The organism is Pseudomonas sp. SDO55104_S430 (genome assembly GCF_054070595.1).
In genome coordinates this window covers 1-21,492 of the sequence record NZ_JBSVXG010000044.1, presented here as the reverse complement: position 1 = coordinate 21,492, position 21,492 = coordinate 1, and the positions used below count along the sequence as shown (strand labels likewise).

Genomic DNA, 21,492 nt, shown 5'->3' with positions numbered 1-21,492 from the left:
ATCAGATAGCGTCTGTTGATGTATAGCTCATTGCCGGAGTCTGGTGATGCGCGGCTGCGTCTCTTGAGGGATTAAATGGCGATGCCAATCAAACCGGGATAGCCGTTTGTCGGGCGTATCGGTATGCTCAGCGCACTGCCAAACGCCAATGATTAACAACCACAGTGAATCCATGAGCCAATCAGACACGCGTGCGAATGTTCTAGCGCTTTTTCCTGAAGACTCCCGCGAGGCGGCGGCGTTGCTCAAGCAAGCCGTGCCCCTGATGGTTCGCCACAATATCCCGCCAAATCCGGTGCATTACGCGCTGTGGTACACCTACAGCAAAGGTCAGGAGCCGGAACTCAATCGTCATTTGGACCGCGTGATTCGTGACTTCGACGGTTGCCCGCCGGAGTCCGCGACCCGGTTGTTTCGCGAATTCATCATTCGTGACGAGTTGGAAGATGCCCGCGCCGGACAGCAACAGGTCATCAGTCTGGTCGACGGCATGGAGCGGGATGTTTCGCGCAGCGTCAAAGGCAGCGTCAATTTTCAGAACCGTCTCGGCGAGTGCCTGGAAATGCTCGAGCAACCGGTCAGCGATCGTTTGCCGGGCATCCTCAACGAACTGCAGCAAAGTACTCGGCTGATGCAGACTCAGCAGGAACACTTCCTGGCTCAGTTGCAATCGGCGCAAAGCGAAATTCAGACCCTGCGCGACAAGCTCGAGCGTGCGCAGCAGGCGGCGACTCTGGATGGCCTGACCGAACTGCTCAACCGCACGGCGTTCACCCGTCAGCTGGAAAAAGCGCTGGCCAAGCACACCGGGCAGGTCGCGCTGGTGATGCTGGATATCGATCACTTCAAGCAATTCAATGATCAGTATGGTCATCCGTTGGGTGATCGGGTGTTGCAGCATGTCGCCCAGGTGTTGCGCGGCGCGCTGGCGGGCGAGGCGTTTGCCGGACGTTATGGTGGTGAAGAGTTCTGTGTGGTGCTGGAAAACTGCGTGGGCCTGGAAGGGGCCTGTGCCTTTGCCGAGCAGGTGCGTCTGAAAGTGCAGTCGTTGCGGATCAAGGCGCGTGGGACCGACACTGTGCTGGACACCATTACCGCATCCTTCGGCGTTGCTTTCGTCGAGCCCGGCGACAACCTGGAAACCCTGCTTACCCGCGCTGATGACGGGCTTTACGAAGCCAAGCGCAATGGGCGCAATCAGGTGTTTGCGCTACAGAAAGCCCAGGCGCTTCAGGCCTGAAACCCTCAACCTGTAGGAGCGAGCTTGCTCGCGATGGACGTCAACGATAACGCGGGGTGTCTGATGCCCAGCGGTGATTCTGATTCCATCGCGAGCAAGCTCGCTCCTACAGGGGGCAGGGCGGCTTTACTGGCCGTCCACGCTACGCGGCAACCCGAGCGGATTCAGCTCGCGCAATGCCTCAGGCAACAACCCATCCGGAAAACCCTGGTAGGTAATCGGACGCAGGAAGCGTTCGATAGAGGTCATGCCCACCGAGGTGAAGCGGCTATCCGAAGAGGCTGGGAACGGACCGCCGTGGATGGTCGCGAAAGACACTTCCTGCGGGTGGGCGAAGGCGTTGACCACGATCCGCCCGGTTCGCCGCTCCAGTATCGGCAATAAACGCCGGGCCAGATCCAGGTCCGTGTCTTCCAGGTGCAGAGTCGCACTGAGCTGACCGCGAAACGCGCGGGCAACCGCCAGCATCTGCGCCTCATCCCTGACCTTCACCAGCAACGCCGCCGGCCCGAAAACCTCATCGGCCAACGCCGGCTCGCTCAAGAACCGCTCACCATCAACCTCCAGCAACGCCGAACGACCATCCAGCTCGGCATGGGCCACCGCGCCCACAGCCACCAGGCCGGCACCGGCGCTTTGCAGGTGATCGAGGTTGTTCAGGTAAGCGCCATGAATTCCTGGCGTCAGCATCGGCCGCGCCGGTGCGTCGGTCACACGCTTGACCATCGCTGCCTGCAATGCTGCAAAACCATCCCCTTCGACCGCGATCAGAATCGCCGGCTTCAAGCACGCCTGGCCGACGTTGACGAGCATCCGCTCGACGAAGCCGTCACCGATCTGCGCACCCCGCACGGCCAACGCCTGGGGCAGGATGAAGGTCGGGTTGACGCTGGTCATTTCGGTGAACACCGGGATCGGATCGGGACGCAACTGCGCGCGCCGATACAGAGCCATGCCGCCCTGTTCGGAACCGGTGAAGGTCACGGCTTTGATCAGGGGATGATCGACCAGCGCTTCGCCGATGGCATTGCCGGCGCCGCGCACCATCGAAAACACACCTTCAGGCAGGCCGCTGTCCTGCACCGCCTTGAGGATCGCCCGCGCCTGAATCTCCGACGCGCCGGGATGAGCGTTATGGGCTTTGACGATGACGGTTGCGCCCGACGCCAATGCCGACGCGGTGTCGCCGCCGGCGACGGAGTAGCTGATCGGGAAGTTACTCGCACCGAAAACCGCTACCGGGCCGATGGCGATTTTTTGCAGGCGATGATCCATGCGCGGACGTGGTTGGCGATCGGGTTGTGCCGGGTCGATGGCCAGATGCAGGAAGCGACCTTTGCGCACGACATCGGCGAACTGGCGGAACTGGGTCGCCGCCTTGGCCGCTTCACCTTGCAACTGGGCTTCGGGCAGTCCGGTTTCCAGCGCGGCCCGGGCGGCGAGTTGCGGGGCGACAGCATCGAGGTTGTCGGCGATGCGCTCCAGGAACGCCGAGCGCTCGGCGAGCGAGGTATGGCTGTAATGATCGAAAGCTTCGTCGGCAAGAATCGCCGCCCGATTCACGTCGGCAGCCCCACCCAGGGCGAAGGCCGGCTCGATGGTCTGGTTGGTCGCTGGGTTCAGGGCTTTCATCGTGCCCTCGGAGGCGGACGCTTCGTGAGAGCCGATCAAGAGATTTCCAGTCAGATTCATGTGCGTAATCACTGCTTCAGGGTGGCGACGAGTTGTTCAGTCGTCACGATCGAATGGGCGTAGGTCGGGCCGTTCAGTTCATGGGCGGAGTGCATCATTTCCGGTTTGAAGGCGGCGGTGGCATCGCGCACCAGGGTCACGTGGTAGCCCAATTCCTGGGCGTAACGGGCGGTGGCCTCGATGCAGGTATTGGCCAGAAGGCCAGTGATGATCACGTGGGTGATGCCTTTCTGCTTGAGGCGGAAATCCAGGTCGGTGTTGGCAAAACCGCTCGAGCCCCAGTGCTCGGAGGCGATGATGTCGCCTTCCTGCGGTGCGAAATCGGGGTGCCATTCGCCACCCCATTCGCCGCGGGCGAAGTGGTGCATGTGCTGGATCTTGCATTGCGAAGGGCTTGGGTGATCCCAGTTTTCGTAATCGCCTTGTTCCCAGCGACGGTGCGGTACGATGACCACCTGAATGTCCGCGGCGCGCACGGCGCGATCCAGTGCTCGCAGGTTGTCGAGCAGGCCGACTTGTTCGGCGATCGGCTTGATCAGCGGGAACACCCGGCCGCCTTCGGAGAGAAAATCGTTGTACGGATCGACCAGCAGGTAGGCGGTGCGATCCAGCGGATAAGCAACATTCGACATGACAAATTCTCCAGTATGGATGGCTGACCTGTGCCAAGGGCTTGCCCCGGCATAGTGTAGATATGATAATCATAGTTACAGTGAAAGAGGCAAGCCTGCATGGCCGTAAAAAAGACTAGTCCTGAAACCCTGTGTCCGATCGCACGGGCCGAGGACATTGTCGGAGACCGATGGACGGTGTTGGTCTTGCGCGAATTGTTCATGCGCAACCATCGCTACGACGAGATCCAGGCGCAGACCGGCGGCACGCCGCAGATGGTCGCTGCGCGTCTGAAAAGCCTGGAGGCGGATGGCATGGTCGAACGCCGCGCCTATCAGGAGCGCCCGACGCGCTATGAGTACCACCTCACCGCCAAGGGCGAGGCGTTCTACTCGGTGGTGCTGGCGCTGCGCGCGTGGGGGGAGACCTGGTGCAAGGAAGAGGGCGAGGGTTTGGCGGTGCGCTATACCCACAGGACTTGCGGGCACCAGGCCGGGCTTGGGCCGCTGTGCGATCACTGCGGCGAAGTGTTGCGACGTCAGGAGCTGATCAGCGAACCCACCGAGGCCTACGTCGAAGAGCGGACCGCACGGCGCGAAGCCTTCAAATCCAAACCATAGCCCTCTGTAGGAGCGAGCTTGCTCGCGATGGACGCAAGACCACCGCAGGGTGTCAGGCAGCCAACGTCATCGTTGACGACCATCGCGAGCAAGCTCGCTCCTACAGGTTCTACTATCGCTTCACGTAATAGTCACAATCACTGATCACAAGTTCTGTTGCCAACGGCAAACCCGCAAAATCGCGCCCATCCAGAACGCTTACCCAGGAATCGGCGCGATGAACTTCTACACTCGGCTGACGATTGCCGCCTCACTGCTCTTGTCCGGTTGCGCCTCCACGCCCAACGACCCGACGCTGACCCTGCAGACCAGCAAGGCACCGGCCGACTACGCGCATTGCGTGCTGCCAAAACTGCAGGAGGATTCACTGCACGCGACCGTCTCGGAAACCCAGCGCAGCTACCGCATCACGGTGTCGAGCAAAGTCGCAGCCAACGACGTGCTCGAAGCCTACAAGGCATCGAACGGCGGCAAGGTGTTCCTCTACGAACGCACGCTGCTGGCATCGACTTTCGGGCCTTCGCGACTTGAGCGTGCGGCTCAGGAATGCCTGTAAATCCGCACTGAAAAATCCCTTTCCTACCCTCGCGAACACGCTTGAATCAGGCGTGATCGCGAGGCGTTTTTTCCTGTCATTTTTTTGATTGAACAAGCCTTCAATTAAGTTGCAACGGAGATGTGGCTCTGAGATAGTGGCAAAATAATATCAACTATAAATAATCGCCAGCAGGGCTGCTGCATTCATATTCAGGCGCGGGGCTGTGTTGGCTGACATATCGTCAATTCGAGAATGTTCATGTCTAATCGCTCACTGCACTTCAAGCTGTTCTGGACAGCGCTTATCGGCACCGTCGTCGTCATGGCGCTGCTGCTCGGCTCCATCGCCTACATTGCGTATGGCAATTCCGTCAAAGAAACCTTCGCCCTGGTCGACAGCATCGTCAAGGCCAATGCCAAGGAAGTGGAAGTCGAACTCGGCGCCGGTTATACCGTGGCCGAATCCCTGGCCAGCGTCGCCACGGCAATGCAGCAAAAGCAGGTCGATCGCAAGACCGCCGATGCGCTGACTCGCCAGCTGTTCGAGGCTAATCCGAACTTCCTCGGCCTGGGTCAGTACTGGGAACCGAACGCTTTCGATGGCAAAGACAGTGAGTTCGTCAACCAGCCCAGCCACGACGCCACGGGTCGTTACCTGACCTGGTGGAACCGCGCCGGCGGGTCGGTGAAATCCGAAGCGCTGAGCGGCTACGCCCCGGAAAACGCCGACAACCAGTATTACTACCGCCCGCTGCATACCCGCCAGCCATGGGCGTCCGAACCCTATGCCTACAGCTTTGGCAACGGTCAGCAGGCGATGTTGGTGTCAATCATGCTGCCGCTGCTGCAAGGCGGCAAAGCCGTGGGTGTGGCGGGGGTGGATATTCCGCTGGAAAGCATCAACCGCCAGCTGGCGAAAATCGATGCCTACAAAGGCTACGGCGCTCTGGTCTCCAGTGACGGGCTGTACGCCAGCCATCCGGATGCCAAGCGCCTGGGCAAACCGGCCGATGAATTGCCGGCTGCTGCCAAGGACGCGATCAAGGCGGGCAAGGCCTACAGTTTCGAACTCGATGGCTGGGGTTATGTGCTGCAGCCGGTGCGTATCGGCAAGGCGCCAAACAATTGGGCATTGATGGTTGCCTATCCGCAGGCCGAGGCCATGGCTGGCATCAATCATTTCCTCTACACCGCAGTGATCATCGGCCTGGTAGCGCTGCTGGTATTGGCCATCGTGCTGTGGCATTTGCTGGCGTGGCAGATTCGTCCATTGTCGGGTCTGACCGTCGGCATCCAGGCCTGGGAAGGTGAACTGGGGCTGCGTTTCGAACAACGCAGTGGTGATGAAACCGGCAAATTGGCCGGGGCATTCAACCAGTTCATTCAGCGTCTGGGCAATCTCGTCGGCTCGATCCGCCAGAGCAGCACCACGCTGATGCAGATCTCCAATCACCTGGGCGACACCACTCAGGCTGTGGCCGAGCGGGCGACCTCGCAGCACACCGCCACCGAGGAGATGGCCAGCGGCGTCACGGCCCTGGCGCACTCGGTGACCGAGATGTCGCAGCAGGCCGAGGATGTGGAGCAACTGGCGCGCAACACCGAAGTGCTGACCACCAACATCTCCACCGACATGAGCCAGACCCTGGCCGGCATTACCCACATCGACCAGACCATGGACGTGGTGGCCGGTGCGGTGGGGGATCTGGAGAAGCGTTCGCAGCAGATCGCCGGGATCATCGCCGTGATTCGCAGCATCGCCGACCAGACCAACTTGCTGGCCCTGAACGCAGCGATCGAAGCCGCGCGGGCAGGGGAGCAGGGCCGTGGTTTTGCCGTGGTGGCCGACGAAGTGCGACAACTGGCGGAGCGCACCAGTCGCTCTACCGGTGAAATCGGCGAGATGATCGGCGCCATCGGTTCGGACGTGCGCAACACCGTGGCCAACGTGCAGCAGGTTGGCGAAGCGGTACGCCAGGGCGTGGTGCAACTGACCACTTCGTCCCAGGGCGTGGATCAGATCCGCCAGCATGCCCAGGACATCCTCACCCGCATCAGCGAAGTCGCGCGCCAGACCCAGAGCCAGGCCGCGACCGGCGAACAACTGTCGGTGGCGATCCAGGGCGTCAGCCGAATCTCCGAACAGAACGACCAGGCAATCCGCAGCCTGCTCGACCAGTCGGTGAAACTGCGCGATCAGGCCGGGTCGCTGAGTCAGCAACTGACCCAATTCCGCGATTGACCCTGTAGGAGCGTGGCTTGCCCGCGAAGAGGTCGGCACATCCAACAATGATGTTGGTTGTCCGGGGAAGGGGTGGAAAAATCAAAGGGGGGTGTGGTTTTTCTTGATGCTTTGGGGGGAAACCCACGCTCCCACAGGGAATGGAGTATGCCCCGAATTCATGGTTCACCCATCACCACTGTGGGAGCGGGCTTGCCCGCGAAGAGGCCGGCAAATCCAACAATGATGTTGGCTGTCCTGACGCCTTCGCGGGCAAGCCACGCTCCCACAGGGATTGGGGTATGTCCCGAATTTATGGTTCACCTACAACCACTGTGGGAGCGGGCTTGCCCGCGAAGAGGCCGGCAAATTCAACATCGATGCTCGCTGATCCGACGCCTTCGCGGGCAAGCCTCGCTCCTACAGTGGATCGGTGTGTCGGGCGCCACTATTTCTCATGTTTCACCGCCGCCGTACTCCCCCGCAACGCCAACTCAAACGGCAGCACCACATGCCGCTCGGCCAGCGGTTCTTTCTCGATCAGTGCGATCAGCATTTCCACCGCTTTCTGTCCGAACACTTCAGCCGGTTGGGCGATGGTGGTCAGTGGCGGGTCACAGTAGGCGGCGAAGGGGATGTCGTCGAAGCCCACCAGGGAGATGTCCTCGGGCACCCGCAAACCTTGTTGCCTGATGCGTTTCAACGCACCGATGGCCATTTCATCGTTCTCGCAAAACAGCGCCGTCGGGCGTTCTGAAAGCGCCAGCAGCGCGGCGGCACCGTCGTGGCCGGCTTGCAGGGTGAAGTCGCCGTGGCAGATCAGCGCCGGGTCGCAGGTGATGCCCGCCGCCTGCAGGGCATCCTGATAACCGGCCACTCGGTCGCGGGTCAGCGGGCTGCTTTTCGGGCCCTTGATCAAGCCGATGCGGCGGTGGCCCAAGCCGATCAAATGTTCGGTCATGGCTTTGGCCGCGGCCCGGTTATCGAGGCTGATGGTCGGATGCCGACCGCCCTGGATAACCTCGCACGCATTGACGATCGGTGCAGGTTCCAGGTTGTGGCAGGGCTCGGCAAACGGGTCGAAGGCCCGCAACTGGATCACGCCATCGGCCTGATGGTTATGCACCAGTTCGGCGAATTCCCTTTCGATGTCCTCGCGGCCCTGGGTGTCGCACAGCAGCAGTCGATACCCGGCGGTCTGCGCCGCTTGCTGGGCGCCGCTGATGACCCGGGCGAAGAAGGTATTGGCGATGGTCGGCACCAGAATCACCAGGTTGCCGGTGCGCCGCGAACGAAACTGCACCGCCATCAGGTTCGGCCGGTAACCGGCCTGTTCCACGGCAGCGTTGACCTTGTCGCGAGTCTCGGGGAGCACGCGCTCCGGTGACTTCAGGGTCCGGGACACTGTGGCCACCGAGACGCCGGCCAGACGGGCCACTTCACGGATATTGGACAAAATCACCTCACTTTCGAACCGCGCGGCCGGGGAGCTTACCGCAGGATGGCTATCGGCTGAAATGCTCACCGGTGGCATTCGGGGTTTGACACCTGTGCTGACTGAGCCTACATTTCCGCCACGATGTAACCGGTTACATCATTCAGCGGTTACCCAAAACAAGAGAGTCCTTGCGATGAACGCTGTGCCAAAAATCAGAATGGGTTTTGTCGGGGGCGGCGAGGGCGCGTTCATCGCCACGGCTCACCGCCAGGCCGCCGGGCTCGACGGACGATTCGAGTTGGTGTGCGGTGCGTTCAGCCGCGATCCCCTGAACAACCAGCGAACCGGCGTTGCCCTAGGCTTGCCGGATTCCCGTTGCTACAGCGACTGGCGCCACATGCTCGAAGCCGAGCGCGCGTTGCCCGCCGAACAACGCATGGAATTGCTGATCATCGTCACCCCCAATCATCTGCATGCACCCGTGGCCGGCGAGGCGCTGAGCGCGGGTTTCCATGTGTTCAGCGAAAAACCGGCGGCACTCAATCTCGCCGAATTGATCGCTCTAAAGAACGTGGTAGAGCGCAGCAACCGTCTCTACGGTCTGGCTCACACCTATCTGGGTTATCCGATGGTCTGGCAGGCCCGGGACATGGTGCGCAACGGCGTGATCGGCAGCGTGCGCAAGGTGATCGTCGAATACCCCCAAGGCTGGCTCAGCCAGGACGTGGCCGGGCAGGGCAACAAGCAAGCAGCCTGGCGCGATCTGCCGGAGCAGTCCGGGCTGGGCGGTTGCATCGGTGATATCGGCACCCATGCCTTCTCCCTGGCGGAGTTCGTTGCCGATCAACCGATCAAGCAGATCTGCGCGATGCTCAACGTCCACATCGAAGGCCGGCAACTGGATGATGACGCCTCGATGTTGTTCAAGATGGCCGATGGCGCCAGCGGCGTGCTGATTGCCAGCCAGGTCTGCGCCGGTGAAGAGAACCCGCTGAAGATTCGTATCTATGGCGACAAGGGCGGCCTTGAATGGCGCCAGGAAGAACCCGCCAGCCTGATCCACCGAGCCCTCGATCAACCCCTGCGCATCCTGCGTTCCGGTGTCGGCCAGCCATGGTTGTGCGACGCCGCAAGTCGACGCATGCGCCTGCCCGCCGGGCATCCCGAAGGCTACCTCGAAGCCATGGCCAACCTGTACGGCGATTTCGCCACGGCCATTCGTGGCGAAGTGGCGGGACCTGACGCTCCCGGGGTGCCCGGCATCGAGATCGGCCTGCGGGGCATGGCGTTCATCGAGGCGGCCATCGCCAACCATCGCGGCGACGCGAAGTGGACCGAACTGGCGTGCAACCCATGAACCTGGAGACTTCCGTGACCGATTCCCCGACACCACCCACGGGCCTGCGCGGCCCGGGCATTTTTCTCGCGCAGTTCATGTCCGACCAGGCGCCGTTCGACACCCTGGCCAACATCGCCCGCTGGGCGGCCTCCCAAGGCTACAAAGCCATTCAGTTGCCGACCCTGGACACGCAGTTCATCGACCTTGCGCGAGCTGCCGAAAGCCAGAGCTATTGCGACGAGTTGAAGGCCGTCTGCGCTGAAGCCGGGGTGCAGATCAGCGAACTGTCGACTCACCTGCAAGGGCAACTGGTGGCCGTGCATCCGGCGTTCGACACGCTGTTCGACGACTTCGCGCCCGCCCATCTGCGCGGCCAGCCCGAAGCACGCACAGCCTGGGCGATCGATCAGTTAAAACTCGCCGCCCGGGCCAGCCAGCGTCTGGGCCTGAAGGCGCATGCGACCTTTTCCGGGGCCTTGCTCTGGCCTTATGTCTACCCTTGGCCGCAGCGCCCGAGTGGCCTGGTCGAGCAGGGGTTCGATGAACTCGCCCGGCGCTGGCTGCCGATTCTGGACTGTTTCGAAGAGGCCGGTGTCGATCTGTGCTACGAAATTCACCCCGGCGAAGACCTGCACGACGGCGCCTCGTTCGAGCGTTTCCTCGAGGCGGTCGATCACCATCCGCGCGCGGCGATTCTCTACGACCCCAGCCATCTGCTGCTGCAGCAAATGGATTACTTGGGCTTCATCGATCGTTACCACGCGCGCATCCGCATGTTCCACGTCAAGGATGCCGAATTCCGGCCCGACGCGCGTTCGGGTGTCTACGGCGGTTATCAGGGCTGGGTCGAGCGGCCGGGGCGTTTCCGCTCCCTGGGCGATGGCCAGATCGATTTCAAATCGATCTTCAGCAAATTTACCCAGTACGACTTCCAGGGCTGGGCGGTGCTGGAATGGGAATGCTGCCTGAAGGATTCGGCGCAAGGCGCGGCCGAAGGTGCGGCGTTCATCGAGCGGCACATGATCGAAAAGACCCGCAAGGCGTTCGACGATTTCGCCGGCGTGTCGTCCGATGCCACCTTCAATCGACGATTGTTGGGCTTGCCCGACGCCTGAACCTGTTTGCGTTTTCCATGCAGAAAAAAACAACAATAAGACGGTGACTGTTATGAGCAAGATGAACGCGCGGCTAAGCGCAATGATGTTTTTGCAGTTCTTTATCTGGGGTGGCTGGTTCGTCACCCTCGGCACCTTTCTGGCCAGCAATCTGGGGGCCAGTGGCGGGCAGATCGGCATGGCCTTCTCGACCCAGTCCTGGGGTGCGATCATTGCGCCCTTCGTGATTGGCCTGATCGCCGACCGTTTCTTCAATGCCGAGCGCATTCTCGCGGTCTTGCACCTGCTGGGTGCGCTGTTGCTGTTCCAGCTGTATCGCGCGCCGGACTTCAGCACCTTCTATCCGTTCGTGCTGGCCTACATGATGATCTACATGCCGACCCTGGCGCTGGTCAATTCCGTGGCGTTCCGGCAGATGCGCGACCCGGCGCTGGAGTTTTCCCGTATTCGCGTCTGGGGCACGGTGGGCTGGATCGTCGCCGGACTGGTGATCAGTTTCGTGTTCGCCTGGGACTCCCAGGGCTCAATCGCCACCGGTGCCTTGCGCAACACCTTCCTGATGTCCGCCGTGGCTTCGCTGTTGTTGGGCCTCTACAGCTTCACCTTGCCGTCTACCGCTCCGCTGAAAAACGAATCGGGCAACGGCGGCCTCAAGCAGATGCTCGGCCTGGACGCGCTGGGCCTGCTCAAGGATCGCAGCTACCTGGTGTTCTTCATCGCCTCGATCCTGATCTGCATTCCCCTGGCGTTCTACTACCAGAATGCCAACCCGTTCCTGGCGGAAATCGGCGTGACCAACCCCACGGCAAAAATGGCCATCGGGCAGGTCTCCGAAGTGCTGTTCATGCTGCTGTTGCCGCTGTTCATTCACCGTTTCGGGATCAAGCTGGCGCTGTTGGTGGGCATGCTGGCGTGGGCGCTGCGCTACCTGCTGTTCGCCTATGGCAACAATGGCGACCTGGCCTTCATGTTGTTCACCGGCATCGCCTTGCATGGCATCTGCTATGACTTCTTCTTCGTTTCCGGCCAGATCTATACCGACGCCAAGGCCTCGGAGCGTTTCAGAAGTTCCGCGCAGGGTTTGATCACCCTGGCGACTTACGGCCTGGGCATGCTGATCGGTTTCTGGGTGGCGGGGCAGGTGACCGACCACTACGCCGCGACCGCGGGTGGGCATGACTGGAAGAACATCTGGCTGTTCCCGGCCGGCTTTGCCCTGGTGATCTTTTTCTGCTTCTCCGTGGCGTTCAAGGGACGGCAACCGGTGGCGGCACAATCGCCGGCCTGACAGCCAACCTGGCCTGCGCCGATGGACCCGCTTTTCTGTAGGAGCGAGCATGCTCGCGATGGTCGTGAACGATAACGAGGGATGCCTGACACCCAGCGTTATCGTTGACCTCCATCGCGAGCATGCTCGCTCCTACAGGGGAGGTGGTGACTTCAGAACGTGGGGGTGTATTTGACGCTGAACATCACATTCCGCGGATCGCCGTAGTTGTTGTTGCCATTGAGCTGGTTGTACGCCGCCGTGTAGTAATGCTTGTCGAACAGGTTGTTGGCGTTCAGCGCCAGGGCGATTTCCGGTGTCAGCTGATAGCCGACCCGCGCGCTCCACACGGTATAGCCCGGGATTTCATAGGTGTGTTCGTAACCCAGGGTATGACTTTGCGTGGTGAAGCCAAGCCCGGTGCTGACGCGATTCCAGTCGCCGCTGAACTGGTAATCGCCCCACACCCGCAGCATGTGCTTGGGCGTCCAGGTGCTGAAGACCTTGCCTTCGTTTTCCGGGTCATCGAGGTACTTGGTGGTGTTGTAGGTATAGCCGGCAAACAGTTGCAGGCCGCTGAGCACTTCGCCGCTGATCTCGGCGTCGATCCCCTGGCTGCGTACTTTCCCCGATGCCGTCGAGCAGTACCAGCCATCGCAGGCGAAGCCCGAGTCCAGATCATTGAGGGCACGGTTCTTCTGATCGTAGCGGAACACCGCCAGAGACGTGTTGACCCGTCCATCCATCAACTCGCCTTTGAGGCCGATTTCGTAGTTGCTGCCGATCACCGGCTTGAGCACCGAACCGCCCACATCACGTGCGGTTTGTGGTTCGAACACATCGGTGTAGCTGGCATACACCGCCCATTCGCGACTCAGGTCGTAGATGATCCCGGCGTAGGGCGTAACCTCGCCGTTTTCGTTGGCGGTGCTTTCCGGTTCCGCGGTGGCAACGTCACTGAAGGCTTGCTGGGTCCATGACTTGTAGCTGTAGTCATACCAGCTGACCCGTGAGCCGAGTACCAACGTCAACGGCTCGATCGGCTTGACCCGCCAGCTGCCGTACAGACCTTTTTGGCGGATGTCGTATTTGCTCGGCGTTCCGCGACCACCTTCGGTATTGATCAAACCGTCATAACTGATGTCGGGGCGGTTGTGATCGATGCCGAAGATCGTGTCGGTGCTGTCATTGAAGGTTCGGGCAAAACGGTCATCCGAATTCAACTTCTCGTAGTTGCCGCCAATCATGACTTCCTGCTGCATGGACAAGGCTTCGAAACGCCCGACGAGGTTCATGTCCAGGCCATATTTGGTGGAGTCGAAATCGGTCACGAAGTCGGCGTACTGCACGCCGCTGCCATCGGCTTCAATGGCGTCGCCGATACTCTGCAGCCGCTGGTTTTTCGATTTGTTGTCTTCAGTCATGCGTACGCCGCCGACCTTGAACGTCCAGTCGTCGTTGAAACGGTGCTCCAGATCGGCGTAGACCGTCGTGACGTCGATCTCGGAATGGTTCCAGCGCGCGCCGGTGTATGTGGAGCGCGGCACATTGAGGGAGCTGCCATCGGCGTAGCGAGGCAGGCCGCGGACCATCGGGCGCGACTCGCCGTCGGAGTTGCTGACGGCCAGGCCCAGAGTGGTGTCCTCACGCAGATCAATGTCCAGTGCGCCATACAGCGAGTGCGTCCTGCTCCATTCGTAGTCGATGAACGAGTCGCTCCGGTCCTCATCGGCCACGAAACGACCGCGAATGGTGCCGGTCTGGTTCAGCGGTCCGCCGGCGTCCAGTTGCAAGCCGTAATGATCCCAGGAGCCCGCCTTGGCGGTGACAGTCACGGTCGGCGCAACCTGGCCACGCTTGCGCACCAGATTGATTGCCCCGCCCGGGCTGCCGGTGCCCTGAAGCAATCCCGATGCCCCGCGCAGCACTTCCATGCGATCGAAGAAGATCAGGTCTTGCGTGGCCCAGTTGCCCAGCGCGTAGGAGTTGCGCAGGACCGGAACGCCGTCGTATTGCCAGTCATCGATCTGAAAACCGCGCGAGGTAATGATCATGCCTTTACCCACGCCCTGGACACCGACCAGGCCGGTGGTCTTGTTCACGGCATCCTTGAGGTCGGTCAGGTCCTGATCGTCCATCTGCTTGCGCGTCATGACGGTGATCGACTGCGGAATTTCCTTGAGGGTATGCACGCCCTTGCCGATGGTCACCGCTTTTGCAGCATAGGAGCCCGAGCCTTCGGTGGTGGCATCCAGGCTGTGTTCAACGATGTTGGTCGCGCCCAGTTGCACGGTGGCGTTACTGCCGGCGGCGGGCTCGACGCTGAAGTTGCCCTGTGCGGTCACGCGCAATTGCAGGCCGCTGCCTGTCAGCGCCGTTTGCATCGCCTGTTCCGGCGACATCTGGCCGATGAGGGCAGGCGCCTGCTTGCCCTGGACCAGCGAAGGTTCCAGCGAAACGATTTGTCCGCTCTGGCTGGCGATGGCGTTCAGCGTACTGGCGAGCGGGCCAGCCGGCAGATTGAACGACAGGGTTTGCGCCTGGGCCATGGCAGGGCCTGCGAGACTCGCCAGGGCAACGGCTACGGACAGTGAGTGAGGCCACGGGTTGAACACAGCATTCTCCTGAAGGTTTGTAAGTGTCAGGAGATAGGTGGGGCGAGAAATGAAAACCGGACACAAATAAGAAAGATTTCCAAAAAATAATTATTCTCGGTCGGTTTTCGCGCGAATCAGCGTCAGCCACGGGCTGTAGTGATCGACCCGGATCGGCAGGGTTTCGGCCAGCGCCGCGAGGGTTCTGGCCGGATCGTTGAGCGGGAATACGCCTTGGACGCGCAGGTTGCGTACGTCGGGAGAAACCCGCACGAAGCCGCGGCTGTAGGGGCGCAGCGCGGCGATGACTTGTTCCAGAGGCTCGTCCAGAACATTCAGCCGCCCGCTGAGCCAGTCGGCGCGATAGCGCTGGTCGCCGCTGACGGAATCGATGCGCCCGGCGTATAGCAGGGCGGACTCGCCTTCCTGCAGATTGCGCCGGGTGCCATTGAACAGGCTGGCTTCGACGGAGTGCTCCAGCACCACCACGCGACTGGCGTCCGGCTCCTGCGCCACCAGGAAGCGGGTGCCCAACGCGCGTACTTCGCCTTGCGCGGTGCGCACGCGCAGGGGACGTCGGGGATCGGCCGCCACCTGAATGATCAGTTCACCGTGGCGCAGGATGACCAGTCTTTGCTGGTCGTCGAATTGCAGGTCCACCGCACTGTCGGCGTTCAGACTCAAGCGGCTGCCATCGGCCAGATTGAAATCCTGGCGCTGCCCCCGACCGGTGTGCAGATCGGCCAGCAGCGAATCGCCCAGCGGGCTGCGGGCGCCAAGCCACAAGCCGCCGCCGAGCAGGCCGAGGCCGGCAATCACCCGCAGTGCATCGCGTCTGGATCCCTGAGGCTGCAAGAGCAATTGACGGGCATGCTCGGATTGACCGGGCAGTCGTCGATCCAGGTTGCGCACCGTATTGAAGGAGCCGCCGACCCGCTCCTGCAACCGTGCCCAGGCCTGGGCGTGCGCAGCGTCCTTGTTGAGCCAGGCATTGAAACGTGCCTGCATGGCCTCGGAAGGCGTGCCGGCGCGCAGTCGCACCATCCAGTCGATGGCTTGCTCGCTGACCGGGTCCAAACGCGGTTTGCTCATGACGACGACTCGCTCAGGTAACACTGAAGCAGCGCCTGCTTCATGTAGCGGCTGACCGTGCGCTCCGACAGATCCAGTTTTTTCGCGATGGCCACATAACTCATCCCGTCCAGCTGGCTGTAGAGGAACGTGGCCTTGACCACCATCGGCAAGCCATCAAGCGCCCGATCGATGGCGACCAGGGCTTCGATCAGTTGCAATTGGTCTTCGGGGGAAGGGGCGTGTACTTCGGGCAGGGCCGACAGCCGTTCCAGATACGCCAGTTCCAGTTTGCGTCGACGATGCCGATCGAAAATCAGCCGTCTGGCGATGGTCGAGAGGTAGGCGCGAGGCTGTTCGATGGTGTCGGGATCGACGCGGGCGGTCAGCAGTTGGCAGAACGTATCGGCGGCGGTGTCCTCGGCGTCTGCGTGATTGCGCAGTCGCCTTTGAATATGCTGGAGCAGCCAACGGTGATGGTCGCTGAAAAAGTAGCTCAGCTTGCTGGTCGAAGTAGGTTGCACCGAAGGACTTTCCAAGTGTTAGTGGGAATCGTTCGCAATACTACTCGGATGAACAGAGCTGCTGCAATCGTAGACTTTGTGAAGTGATGGTTGGCCTTTTGCTCCTGCGCTCATCGGTTGGAGTTCAAGCGTTGCAGTTCCTGCTGCACAAAATCGGCAAACAGCTTGATCCTGATAGGTGTCAGCGAACCAAACGCATGCAGCGAATGCATCGCCAGCACCGGCAACTTCTCCCCGGGCAACACCTGCACCAGATTCCCTTCATCCAGATCCCGCTGCACCGTGCACTTCATCAGATAAGCGATGCCCATGCCTTCCAACGCCGCTGCGCGCAGACCGAATCCCGAATCAAGCCCGATACGCCCACGCGGCACCACCGTTTCTCCATTGGCGAACACGATGGGCAAGGTCCGGCCGTTCAACTGATAACGCACAAAGGGCAGGGCGCGCAGTTCATCGATGGATGTCGGGTTGCCTGATCGCTCGAGAAACCCGGGAGAAGCCACCAGCGCCATTTCCAGTTGGGCCAGCGTGCGGCTTTTGAGGTCGCTGTCGGCGAGGCTACCGACACGGAAGATCACGTCGTAGCCCTCGCGAATCACCTCGACGTGGTGGTCGAGCAGGGTCAGGTCCAGCTCCACCTCCGGATGCTCGGCGAGGAACACCGAGTGAATCCGCGGCATCAGCAACCGGCCGAGTTCGCTGGGCATGCTCACCCGCAGATGACCACGGGCACCGCCGGTGTGGCGCAGGGCGTCAGCCGAATCGTCGATGGCCTGCAACAGCGGCGCGACCCGCTCGAAAAATGCCTGGCCCTCGGGCGTCAAGCTGAGCATGCGCGTGGAGCGGCGGAACAGCTTGGCATTGAGCTCCGACTCCAGCCGGGCGACGCTTTTCGAAATGGCCGATGGGGTGGTCCCGGCGTTGCGCGCGGCGGCGCTGAACGAGCCGGCTTCGACCGCGCGGACGAAAGCAATCAGGCTGGCCGACTGGTTCAACAGGCTCGACATGGTATGACTCCAGGGCACAACTGATGTGCCGTTCGCTGGACTGGTGGGCATTGGGGCGGGCGACATAATACTGCGCTCCTTCAACAAGCGGAGTCAGCAGATGCAACGTCTTCAAGGAAAGGTCGCGGTGATCACCGGCGGCAACAGCGGCATTGGCCTGGCCTCGGCCTGCCTGTTCGCCAAAGAGGGTGCGCAGGTGATCATCACCGCCCGCCGCCAGGAAATTCTCGACGAGGCCGTTCGTCAGATCGGCCATGACGCGATCGGCATCAAGGGCGATGTCGCAAGCCTTGAGCATCACGCCGAAGTGGCCGAACAGGTACGCCAGCGATTCGGTGGTTTGGATATCTACATGGCCAACGCCGGAGTGATCACCCTGACGCCTTCGCAGCAGGTCACGCCGCAGGAGTTCGATACGCAATTCAACATCAATACACGCGGGGTGTTTTTCGGCGTGCAGTCGATCACGCCTGTGTTGCGCGACGGGGCGAGCATCATTCTGACCAGTTCGTTGGCAGCAACCAAAGTGCTCGACGGGCACGCGGTGTACGCCGGGTCCAAGGCGGCCATCGCCGCCTTTGCGCGCAACTGGGCGCTGGAACTGCGTGCGCGCAGGATTCGCGTGAACGTGCTGAGCCCGGGTCCGGTGGATACGGCGATCATTGGCAAGCTGGGGGTTTCAGAAGAGCAGCGTCCCGAGTTCATGCAGATGATGGCAGACATGATCCCGGCAGGACGTCTGGGCGAGGCGGATGAGCTGGCGCGGGCGGCGCTGTATTTGGCGTCCAGCGACAGTTCGTTCGTCAATGGGATCGAGTTGAATGTGGACGGGGGTATGTCGTTGGTCTAAACACCGCCCCGATTTCACGGATGTACCCGGACCCACTGTAGGAGCGAGCATGCTCGCGATGGTCGTCAACGATGACACTGGCTGCCTGATGCCCCGCGGTGTTCTCACGTTCATCGCGAGCAAGCTCGGCTCCTACAGGTACAGGTACAGGTACAGGGGTACCGCGTCAGAAGCTGCAAACCGCATCGGAAAACACCACCCGCCCAAACTGCGCATTCGCATCCAGCGGCGTGATGGCCAGTAGTTGATCCAGACGGATCTCCTGTTGGCCGTCAGCGGATTCGAGCAACAAAAACTCCTCCTTGCTGCTCGCCGTCCGCGTGGTCAGTGCCTTGGCTTCCAGGCGCGAACCATCGTGCAACTCGATATCCAGCCGGTAACCGCGCATGCAGGCGATCTCCAGATAGTCGTACAGGTCGCAGTTCATGGGCTGATAAGTGTTCATACGTTACTCCCGACAACCTTGCAGTTTGAGAATGAAGTAACCCTGCCGGGCGATAGCCTCGGCCACTTGCGGGTTGGATGGCTCGACGTGACAGAACTGGCATCGGTCCTGGGCAACATCTTCTTCCTGAACGCCCTGTTCATCAAGGAATCGGCGAGCATAGGTTTTCGCCAGGTCCGGATCGTTCTCCTCGATCAGCACATCGAAGTGCAGGTAACGGCCGTCTTTGGTGCGAACGTGGGTATCGAAGACCTTGATGCTCATCATTTGCTCTCCTTCAGTTTCCAGGTGCCCGGCAACGAAAGGTCGCCCGAGGCAATGTCGTAGACGCTGCTGACGCACAGCAGAGGATTGTGCAGATCGGCGTTGACCTTCAGGGCCGCAGTCACACCGTCGTAGTTGAAGCTTTCAGGAAAGCCGACCGCCGCCAGCGGCACACGGATCTTCGCCGCGTTTTTCTCGACGCTCAGATCATAGCCGGGGGAGTCGATGTAGATCGGCGCGCCGGGCCAGGTCGCCGGCAGCTTCGGCTTGGCGTCCTTGGGGATGTCACGCACTTTCAACCCGCCAGGCCCGCAGCTTTCATCCTTGGTCAACACCACCCAGTGCGAGTGCCACAGACCGCCATCGTTATCCTTCTTGCCGTCCTTGTTTTCGTCCAGCTGAGGGGTGTCGTCGAAATCCGGGTGCGAGGTCAGCGCCAGCGCGAGAATGCCCGACTTCGCTTCAAAGCCGACAGCGGAACTGTCCAGGCTGGTCGGCCAGACGTAGCTGTACACCTCGGCACCGGCGAACGAGCCTTTGGCGCTCGGCACGCGACTGCCGGCCTTGCCGTCGACCAGTTGCTCGAACACCAGATCGTTGCCGTCTTTGAAGACCCGGGTGTTAACCAGATCAAAGGCGGCGTCGGCCTTGCCTTTGGGGCTGCTGATGCCTTGGGTGTCGTGGGCCCAGGCCGGAGCGGCCAACAGGGCGCCGAGGGTCAATGCCAGTGCAGTTTTCATGATGCGTCTCCCGTGGATGATATGTTTCGAATCGATACCAATAGACTACGGCAAGTCGATCCTTTGTCAATATGGTATTTATTCGATACCATTTATTGACTTCATCTATCAGGAATCACCCCCGTGTTGTTTGATCTGCTGGAAAGGCTCTCGAGCCTCACGCGCGTCTGGTTCCGCGAACACCCGCTGTTGACCGACTTGCAGCCGATTCAGTTGAGCGCACTCATGTACCTGGGCCGCTGCAATCGCTATTCCGACACGCCCTTGGCGGTCACCGAATACCTGGGACTGACCAAAGGCACCGTCTCCCAATCGCTCAAGGCCCTGGAAGGCAAGGGGCTGCTGGTCAAACAGCCGGACGCCAAGGACAAACGCAGCGTGCACCTGAAACTGACCCCACCGGCGCAGGCGCTACTCGACGCTGTAACGCCACCGGACTTCCTGGCCAGCGCCGCACAACGCATGGGCGCCGATGCGCAGGTGTTGGAGGGGTTGCTGATGGAGTTGCTGCGCAACATCCAGCGGGGGGAGGACGTACCGGGATTCGGGCTGTGCCGGACGTGCCGGTTTCATCAGACCGTGGCGGGCGGGGCGTTTTGTGGGTTGACCCAAGAGCCGCTTGAAGCGCGAGAAATCGAGTTGATCTGCCGCGAACACCAGGTCCCGGAACCCCTGTAGGAGCGAGCACGCTCGCGATGGAAGACCAGCCACCGCGGGGCATCAGGCTGCCAGCGTCATTGTTCACAACCATCGCGGGCAAGCCCGCTCCCACAGGTATTGCGGTCGTTCGCAATTTGCGTAAACGACGCAGGACCTGTAGGAGCGAGGCTTGCCCGCGAAGGCGTCCTGACAAACAACCCAATTCCACGAATGTACCCAGACCCATTGTGGGAGCGAGCCTGCTCGCGATAAACGCCCGGACAACGCGGGCATTCGGACACCCCACGTTATCGTTGACGTCCATCGCGAGCAGGCTCGCTCCTACAGTGACTTGCATTTTTCAGCCCGACCGGGCCTGGAAAACCGCCAGCATCGTTACATTTTTAAGTCATCCTTAATTGACGCCAGAATAGTGGCACACTAATATCGCGCCACTATTGCGCTATCACTGTTTTCGAGGGATCGAATCATGTACTCACCCGCCCTTGCGGCGAGGTCGTGTCTGGCTTTGCTATGCCTTTTCTCCCTGAAGCCTGCCTTCGCCGCACCCACCCCGGGTGACACCGACCTGATCCGCGAACGTCAGGATCGTTTGCTCGAAGAGCAACGTCGTCGTCTGGAAGAACTCAAGGAACTACCGGGCAAACAGGCCCAGCCGACCCAACCGACAGCGCCGGCCGATACCCGCTGCTTTCCCATCAAAGACATCGAGCTCAAGGGCGCCGACAGCCTGTCCAGCGCCGAGCGCGATCAACTGCTCAAGCCCTACATCGGCCAGTGCCTTGGCGTTGCCCAGCTCAACGAACTGCTCAAGGTCATCACCGACCACTACATCGAAAAAGGCCTGGTCACCAGCCGCGCCTATTTGCCACAGCAGGATTTATCCGGCGGGCATCTGCAGGTGCTGGTGGTGGAAGGGCGGCTCGAAGGCCTGAGAAGTGCACCGGACAGCGGCTTGTGCGAGCGCGAACTGGCCATGGCGTTTCCCGGCGAGGCCGGTGATCTGGTCAACTTGCGCGAGATCGAGCAACTGGTCGACCAACTCAATCGCCTGCCTTCCAATCAGGCCAAGATGGAATTGGCCCCCGGGAAAAATGTCGGCGGCAGTGAAGTGCTGGTGACCAACAGCCGGCAAAAGCCCTGGCGCGTCGGGCTGTCGCGCAGCAACGATGGCCAGCGCAGCACCGGCGAACAACAATGGGGCACGACCTTTGACTGGGACAGCCCGTTGGGCCTGGCCGACCAGTTGAACC

General features: G+C 61.1%; 20 protein-coding genes. 10 read left to right on the top strand and 10 right to left on the bottom strand.

The window, feature by feature from the left end; genetic code table 11:
• The first annotated feature begins 172 nt into the window (after positions 1 to 172).
• Positions 173 to 1,240: a GGDEF domain-containing protein gene (locus ACW9JE_RS10810; RefSeq protein WP_457432746.1), complete on the top strand. Its 1,068-nt coding sequence runs from the start codon at positions 173 to 175 to the stop codon at positions 1,238 to 1,240.
• 126 nt (positions 1,241 to 1,366) lie between these two features.
• Here ACW9JE_RS10810 and ACW9JE_RS10805 read toward each other — a convergent pair whose 3' ends face one another.
• Both ACW9JE_RS10805 and ACW9JE_RS10800 read right to left on the bottom strand, forming a co-directional pair.
• A complete protein-coding gene (locus ACW9JE_RS10805) occupies positions 1,367 to 2,932 on the bottom strand; it encodes an aldehyde dehydrogenase (NADP(+)) (RefSeq protein WP_457432745.1) in 1,566 nt (521 codons plus the stop codon).
• 8 nt (positions 2,933 to 2,940) lie between these two features.
• Complete coding sequence (locus ACW9JE_RS10800; protein WP_457432744.1) at positions 2,941 to 3,564, bottom strand: isochorismatase family cysteine hydrolase; 624 nt, start codon at positions 3,562 to 3,564, stop codon at positions 2,941 to 2,943.
• 99 nt (positions 3,565 to 3,663) lie between these two features.
• On the opposite strand from ACW9JE_RS10800, the gene ACW9JE_RS10795 reads away from it, so the two are divergent.
• The 3 genes from ACW9JE_RS10795 (at position 3,664) to ACW9JE_RS10785 (ending at position 6,943) form a co-directional block, all read left to right on the top strand.
• Positions 3,664 to 4,164, top strand: coding sequence for a winged helix-turn-helix transcriptional regulator (locus ACW9JE_RS10795; RefSeq protein ID WP_457432743.1), 501 nt, complete (start codon positions 3,664 to 3,666; stop codon positions 4,162 to 4,164).
• Positions 4,165 to 4,381: 217 nt separating this feature from the next.
• The gene (locus ACW9JE_RS10790; protein WP_457432742.1) at positions 4,382 to 4,720 is read left to right on the top strand and encodes a hypothetical protein; all 339 of its coding nucleotides are present in this window, start codon (positions 4,382 to 4,384) and stop codon (positions 4,718 to 4,720) included.
• Positions 4,721 to 4,960: 240 nt separating this feature from the next.
• A complete protein-coding gene (locus tag ACW9JE_RS10785) occupies positions 4,961 to 6,943 on the top strand; it encodes a methyl-accepting chemotaxis protein (protein ID WP_457432741.1) in 1,983 nt (660 codons plus the stop codon).
• 427 nt (positions 6,944 to 7,370) lie between these two features.
• Here the strand turns inward: ACW9JE_RS10785 and ACW9JE_RS10780 are convergent, their stop codons facing one another.
• On the bottom strand, positions 7,371 to 8,378 hold the full coding sequence (locus tag ACW9JE_RS10780; RefSeq protein ID WP_457432740.1) for a LacI family DNA-binding transcriptional regulator: 1,008 nt from the start codon (positions 8,376 to 8,378) through the stop codon (positions 7,371 to 7,373).
• A 175-nt stretch (positions 8,379 to 8,553) separates the two neighbouring features.
• Here ACW9JE_RS10780 and ACW9JE_RS10775 point away from each other — a divergent pair, with 175 nt between their 5' ends.
• Genes ACW9JE_RS10775 through ACW9JE_RS10765 form a run of 3 tightly spaced genes read left to right on the top strand, consistent with a single transcriptional unit; the run spans position 8,554 to position 12,102 of the window.
• Positions 8,554 to 9,717, top strand: a complete 1,164-nt coding sequence (locus ACW9JE_RS10775; protein WP_457432739.1) for a Gfo/Idh/MocA family protein — start codon at positions 8,554 to 8,556, stop codon at positions 9,715 to 9,717.
• Positions 9,714 to 10,814 (top strand): sugar phosphate isomerase/epimerase family protein, encoded by a 1,101-nt coding sequence (locus ACW9JE_RS10770; protein ID WP_457432738.1) that lies wholly within the window; start codon positions 9,714 to 9,716, stop codon positions 10,812 to 10,814. Before ACW9JE_RS10775 ends, ACW9JE_RS10770 begins: the two co-directional genes overlap by 4 nt.
• A 52-nt stretch (positions 10,815 to 10,866) precedes the next feature.
• Positions 10,867 to 12,102 carry a nucleoside permease gene (locus tag ACW9JE_RS10765; protein WP_457432737.1) on the top strand — a complete coding sequence of 412 codons (1,236 nt, stop codon included), beginning with the start codon at positions 10,867 to 10,869 and terminating at the stop codon, positions 12,100 to 12,102.
• Positions 12,103 to 12,254: 152 nt separating this feature from the next.
• On the opposite strand, the gene ACW9JE_RS10760 is transcribed toward ACW9JE_RS10765, so the two are convergent.
• The 4 genes from ACW9JE_RS10760 to ACW9JE_RS10745 all read right to left on the bottom strand — a co-directional run bounded on the left by ACW9JE_RS10760 (position 12,255) and on the right by ACW9JE_RS10745 (position 17,280).
• Positions 12,255 to 14,696, bottom strand: coding sequence for a TonB-dependent siderophore receptor (locus ACW9JE_RS10760; protein WP_457432736.1), 2,442 nt, complete (start codon positions 14,694 to 14,696; stop codon positions 12,255 to 12,257).
• A 90-nt stretch (positions 14,697 to 14,786) separates the two neighbouring features.
• Positions 14,787 to 15,767, bottom strand: a complete 981-nt coding sequence (locus ACW9JE_RS10755) for a FecR domain-containing protein (RefSeq protein ID WP_457432735.1) — start codon at positions 15,765 to 15,767, stop codon at positions 14,787 to 14,789.
• Positions 15,764 to 16,270, bottom strand: coding sequence for a sigma-70 family RNA polymerase sigma factor (locus ACW9JE_RS10750; protein WP_457432734.1), 507 nt, complete (start codon positions 16,268 to 16,270; stop codon positions 15,764 to 15,766). Before ACW9JE_RS10750 ends, ACW9JE_RS10755 begins: the two co-directional genes overlap by 4 nt.
• A 110-nt stretch (positions 16,271 to 16,380) precedes the next feature.
• On the bottom strand, positions 16,381 to 17,280 hold the full coding sequence (locus ACW9JE_RS10745) for a LysR family transcriptional regulator (protein ID WP_457432733.1): 900 nt from the start codon (positions 17,278 to 17,280) through the stop codon (positions 16,381 to 16,383).
• A gap of 100 nt (positions 17,281 to 17,380) precedes the next feature.
• Here ACW9JE_RS10745 and ACW9JE_RS10740 point away from each other — a divergent pair, with 100 nt between their 5' ends.
• Positions 17,381 to 18,130, top strand: a complete 750-nt coding sequence (locus ACW9JE_RS10740; protein ID WP_457432732.1) for an SDR family oxidoreductase — start codon at positions 17,381 to 17,383, stop codon at positions 18,128 to 18,130.
• A gap of 166 nt (positions 18,131 to 18,296) precedes the next feature.
• Here ACW9JE_RS10740 and ACW9JE_RS10735 read toward each other — a convergent pair whose 3' ends face one another.
• From ACW9JE_RS10735 to ACW9JE_RS10725, 3 genes are read right to left on the bottom strand one after another with little or no spacing between them, the layout of a single operon-like run.
• On the bottom strand, positions 18,297 to 18,575 hold the full coding sequence (locus tag ACW9JE_RS10735) for a Rho-binding antiterminator (RefSeq protein WP_457432731.1): 279 nt from the start codon (positions 18,573 to 18,575) through the stop codon (positions 18,297 to 18,299).
• A gap of 3 nt (positions 18,576 to 18,578) precedes the next feature.
• Positions 18,579 to 18,839, bottom strand: a complete 261-nt coding sequence (locus ACW9JE_RS10730) for a DUF2024 family protein (protein WP_175379278.1) — start codon at positions 18,837 to 18,839, stop codon at positions 18,579 to 18,581.
• Complete coding sequence (locus ACW9JE_RS10725; protein WP_224535785.1) at positions 18,839 to 19,579, bottom strand: hypothetical protein; 741 nt, start codon at positions 19,577 to 19,579, stop codon at positions 18,839 to 18,841. The genes ACW9JE_RS10730 and ACW9JE_RS10725 overlap by 1 nt, the downstream gene beginning before the upstream one ends.
• Before the next feature lie 123 nt (positions 19,580 to 19,702).
• Between ACW9JE_RS10725 and ACW9JE_RS10720 the strand changes: the two genes are divergently transcribed.
• On the top strand, positions 19,703 to 20,257 hold the full coding sequence (locus ACW9JE_RS10720; protein ID WP_457432730.1) for a MarR family winged helix-turn-helix transcriptional regulator: 555 nt from the start codon (positions 19,703 to 19,705) through the stop codon (positions 20,255 to 20,257).
• A 451-nt stretch (positions 20,258 to 20,708) separates the two neighbouring features.
• Positions 20,709 to 21,492, top strand: a 784-nt coding sequence (locus ACW9JE_RS10715; protein WP_457432729.1) for a ShlB/FhaC/HecB family hemolysin secretion/activation protein, incomplete at its 3' end; no start/stop codon positions are given.

Coding starts and splice junctions, on each gene's coding strand:
- ACW9JE_RS10725 (WP_224535785.1), bottom strand. CDS start 19,579: ATGAAAACTGCACTGGCATTGACCCTCGGCGCCCTGTTGGCCGCTCCG.
- ACW9JE_RS10800 (WP_457432744.1), bottom strand. CDS start 3,564: ATGTCGAATGTTGCTTATCCGCTGGATCGCACCGCCTACCTGCTGGTC.
- ACW9JE_RS10765 (WP_457432737.1), top strand. CDS start 10,867: ATGAGCAAGATGAACGCGCGGCTAAGCGCAATGATGTTTTTGCAGTTC.
- ACW9JE_RS10805 (WP_457432745.1), bottom strand. CDS start 2,932: ATGAATCTGACTGGAAATCTCTTGATCGGCTCTCACGAAGCGTCCGCC.
- ACW9JE_RS10770 (WP_457432738.1), top strand. CDS start 9,714: ATGAACCTGGAGACTTCCGTGACCGATTCCCCGACACCACCCACGGGC.
- ACW9JE_RS10740 (WP_457432732.1), top strand. CDS start 17,381: ATGCAACGTCTTCAAGGAAAGGTCGCGGTGATCACCGGCGGCAACAGC.
- ACW9JE_RS10785 (WP_457432741.1), top strand. CDS start 4,961: ATGTCTAATCGCTCACTGCACTTCAAGCTGTTCTGGACAGCGCTTATC.
- ACW9JE_RS10810 (WP_457432746.1), top strand. CDS start 173: ATGAGCCAATCAGACACGCGTGCGAATGTTCTAGCGCTTTTTCCTGAA.
- ACW9JE_RS10795 (WP_457432743.1), top strand. CDS start 3,664: ATGGCCGTAAAAAAGACTAGTCCTGAAACCCTGTGTCCGATCGCACGG.
- ACW9JE_RS10745 (WP_457432733.1), bottom strand. CDS start 17,280: ATGTCGAGCCTGTTGAACCAGTCGGCCAGCCTGATTGCTTTCGTCCGC.
- ACW9JE_RS10790 (WP_457432742.1), top strand. CDS start 4,382: ATGAACTTCTACACTCGGCTGACGATTGCCGCCTCACTGCTCTTGTCC.
- ACW9JE_RS10775 (WP_457432739.1), top strand. CDS start 8,554: ATGAACGCTGTGCCAAAAATCAGAATGGGTTTTGTCGGGGGCGGCGAG.
- ACW9JE_RS10755 (WP_457432735.1), bottom strand. CDS start 15,767: ATGAGCAAACCGCGTTTGGACCCGGTCAGCGAGCAAGCCATCGACTGG.
- ACW9JE_RS10730 (WP_175379278.1), bottom strand. CDS start 18,839: ATGAGCATCAAGGTCTTCGATACCCACGTTCGCACCAAAGACGGCCGT.
- ACW9JE_RS10735 (WP_457432731.1), bottom strand. CDS start 18,575: ATGAACACTTATCAGCCCATGAACTGCGACCTGTACGACTATCTGGAG.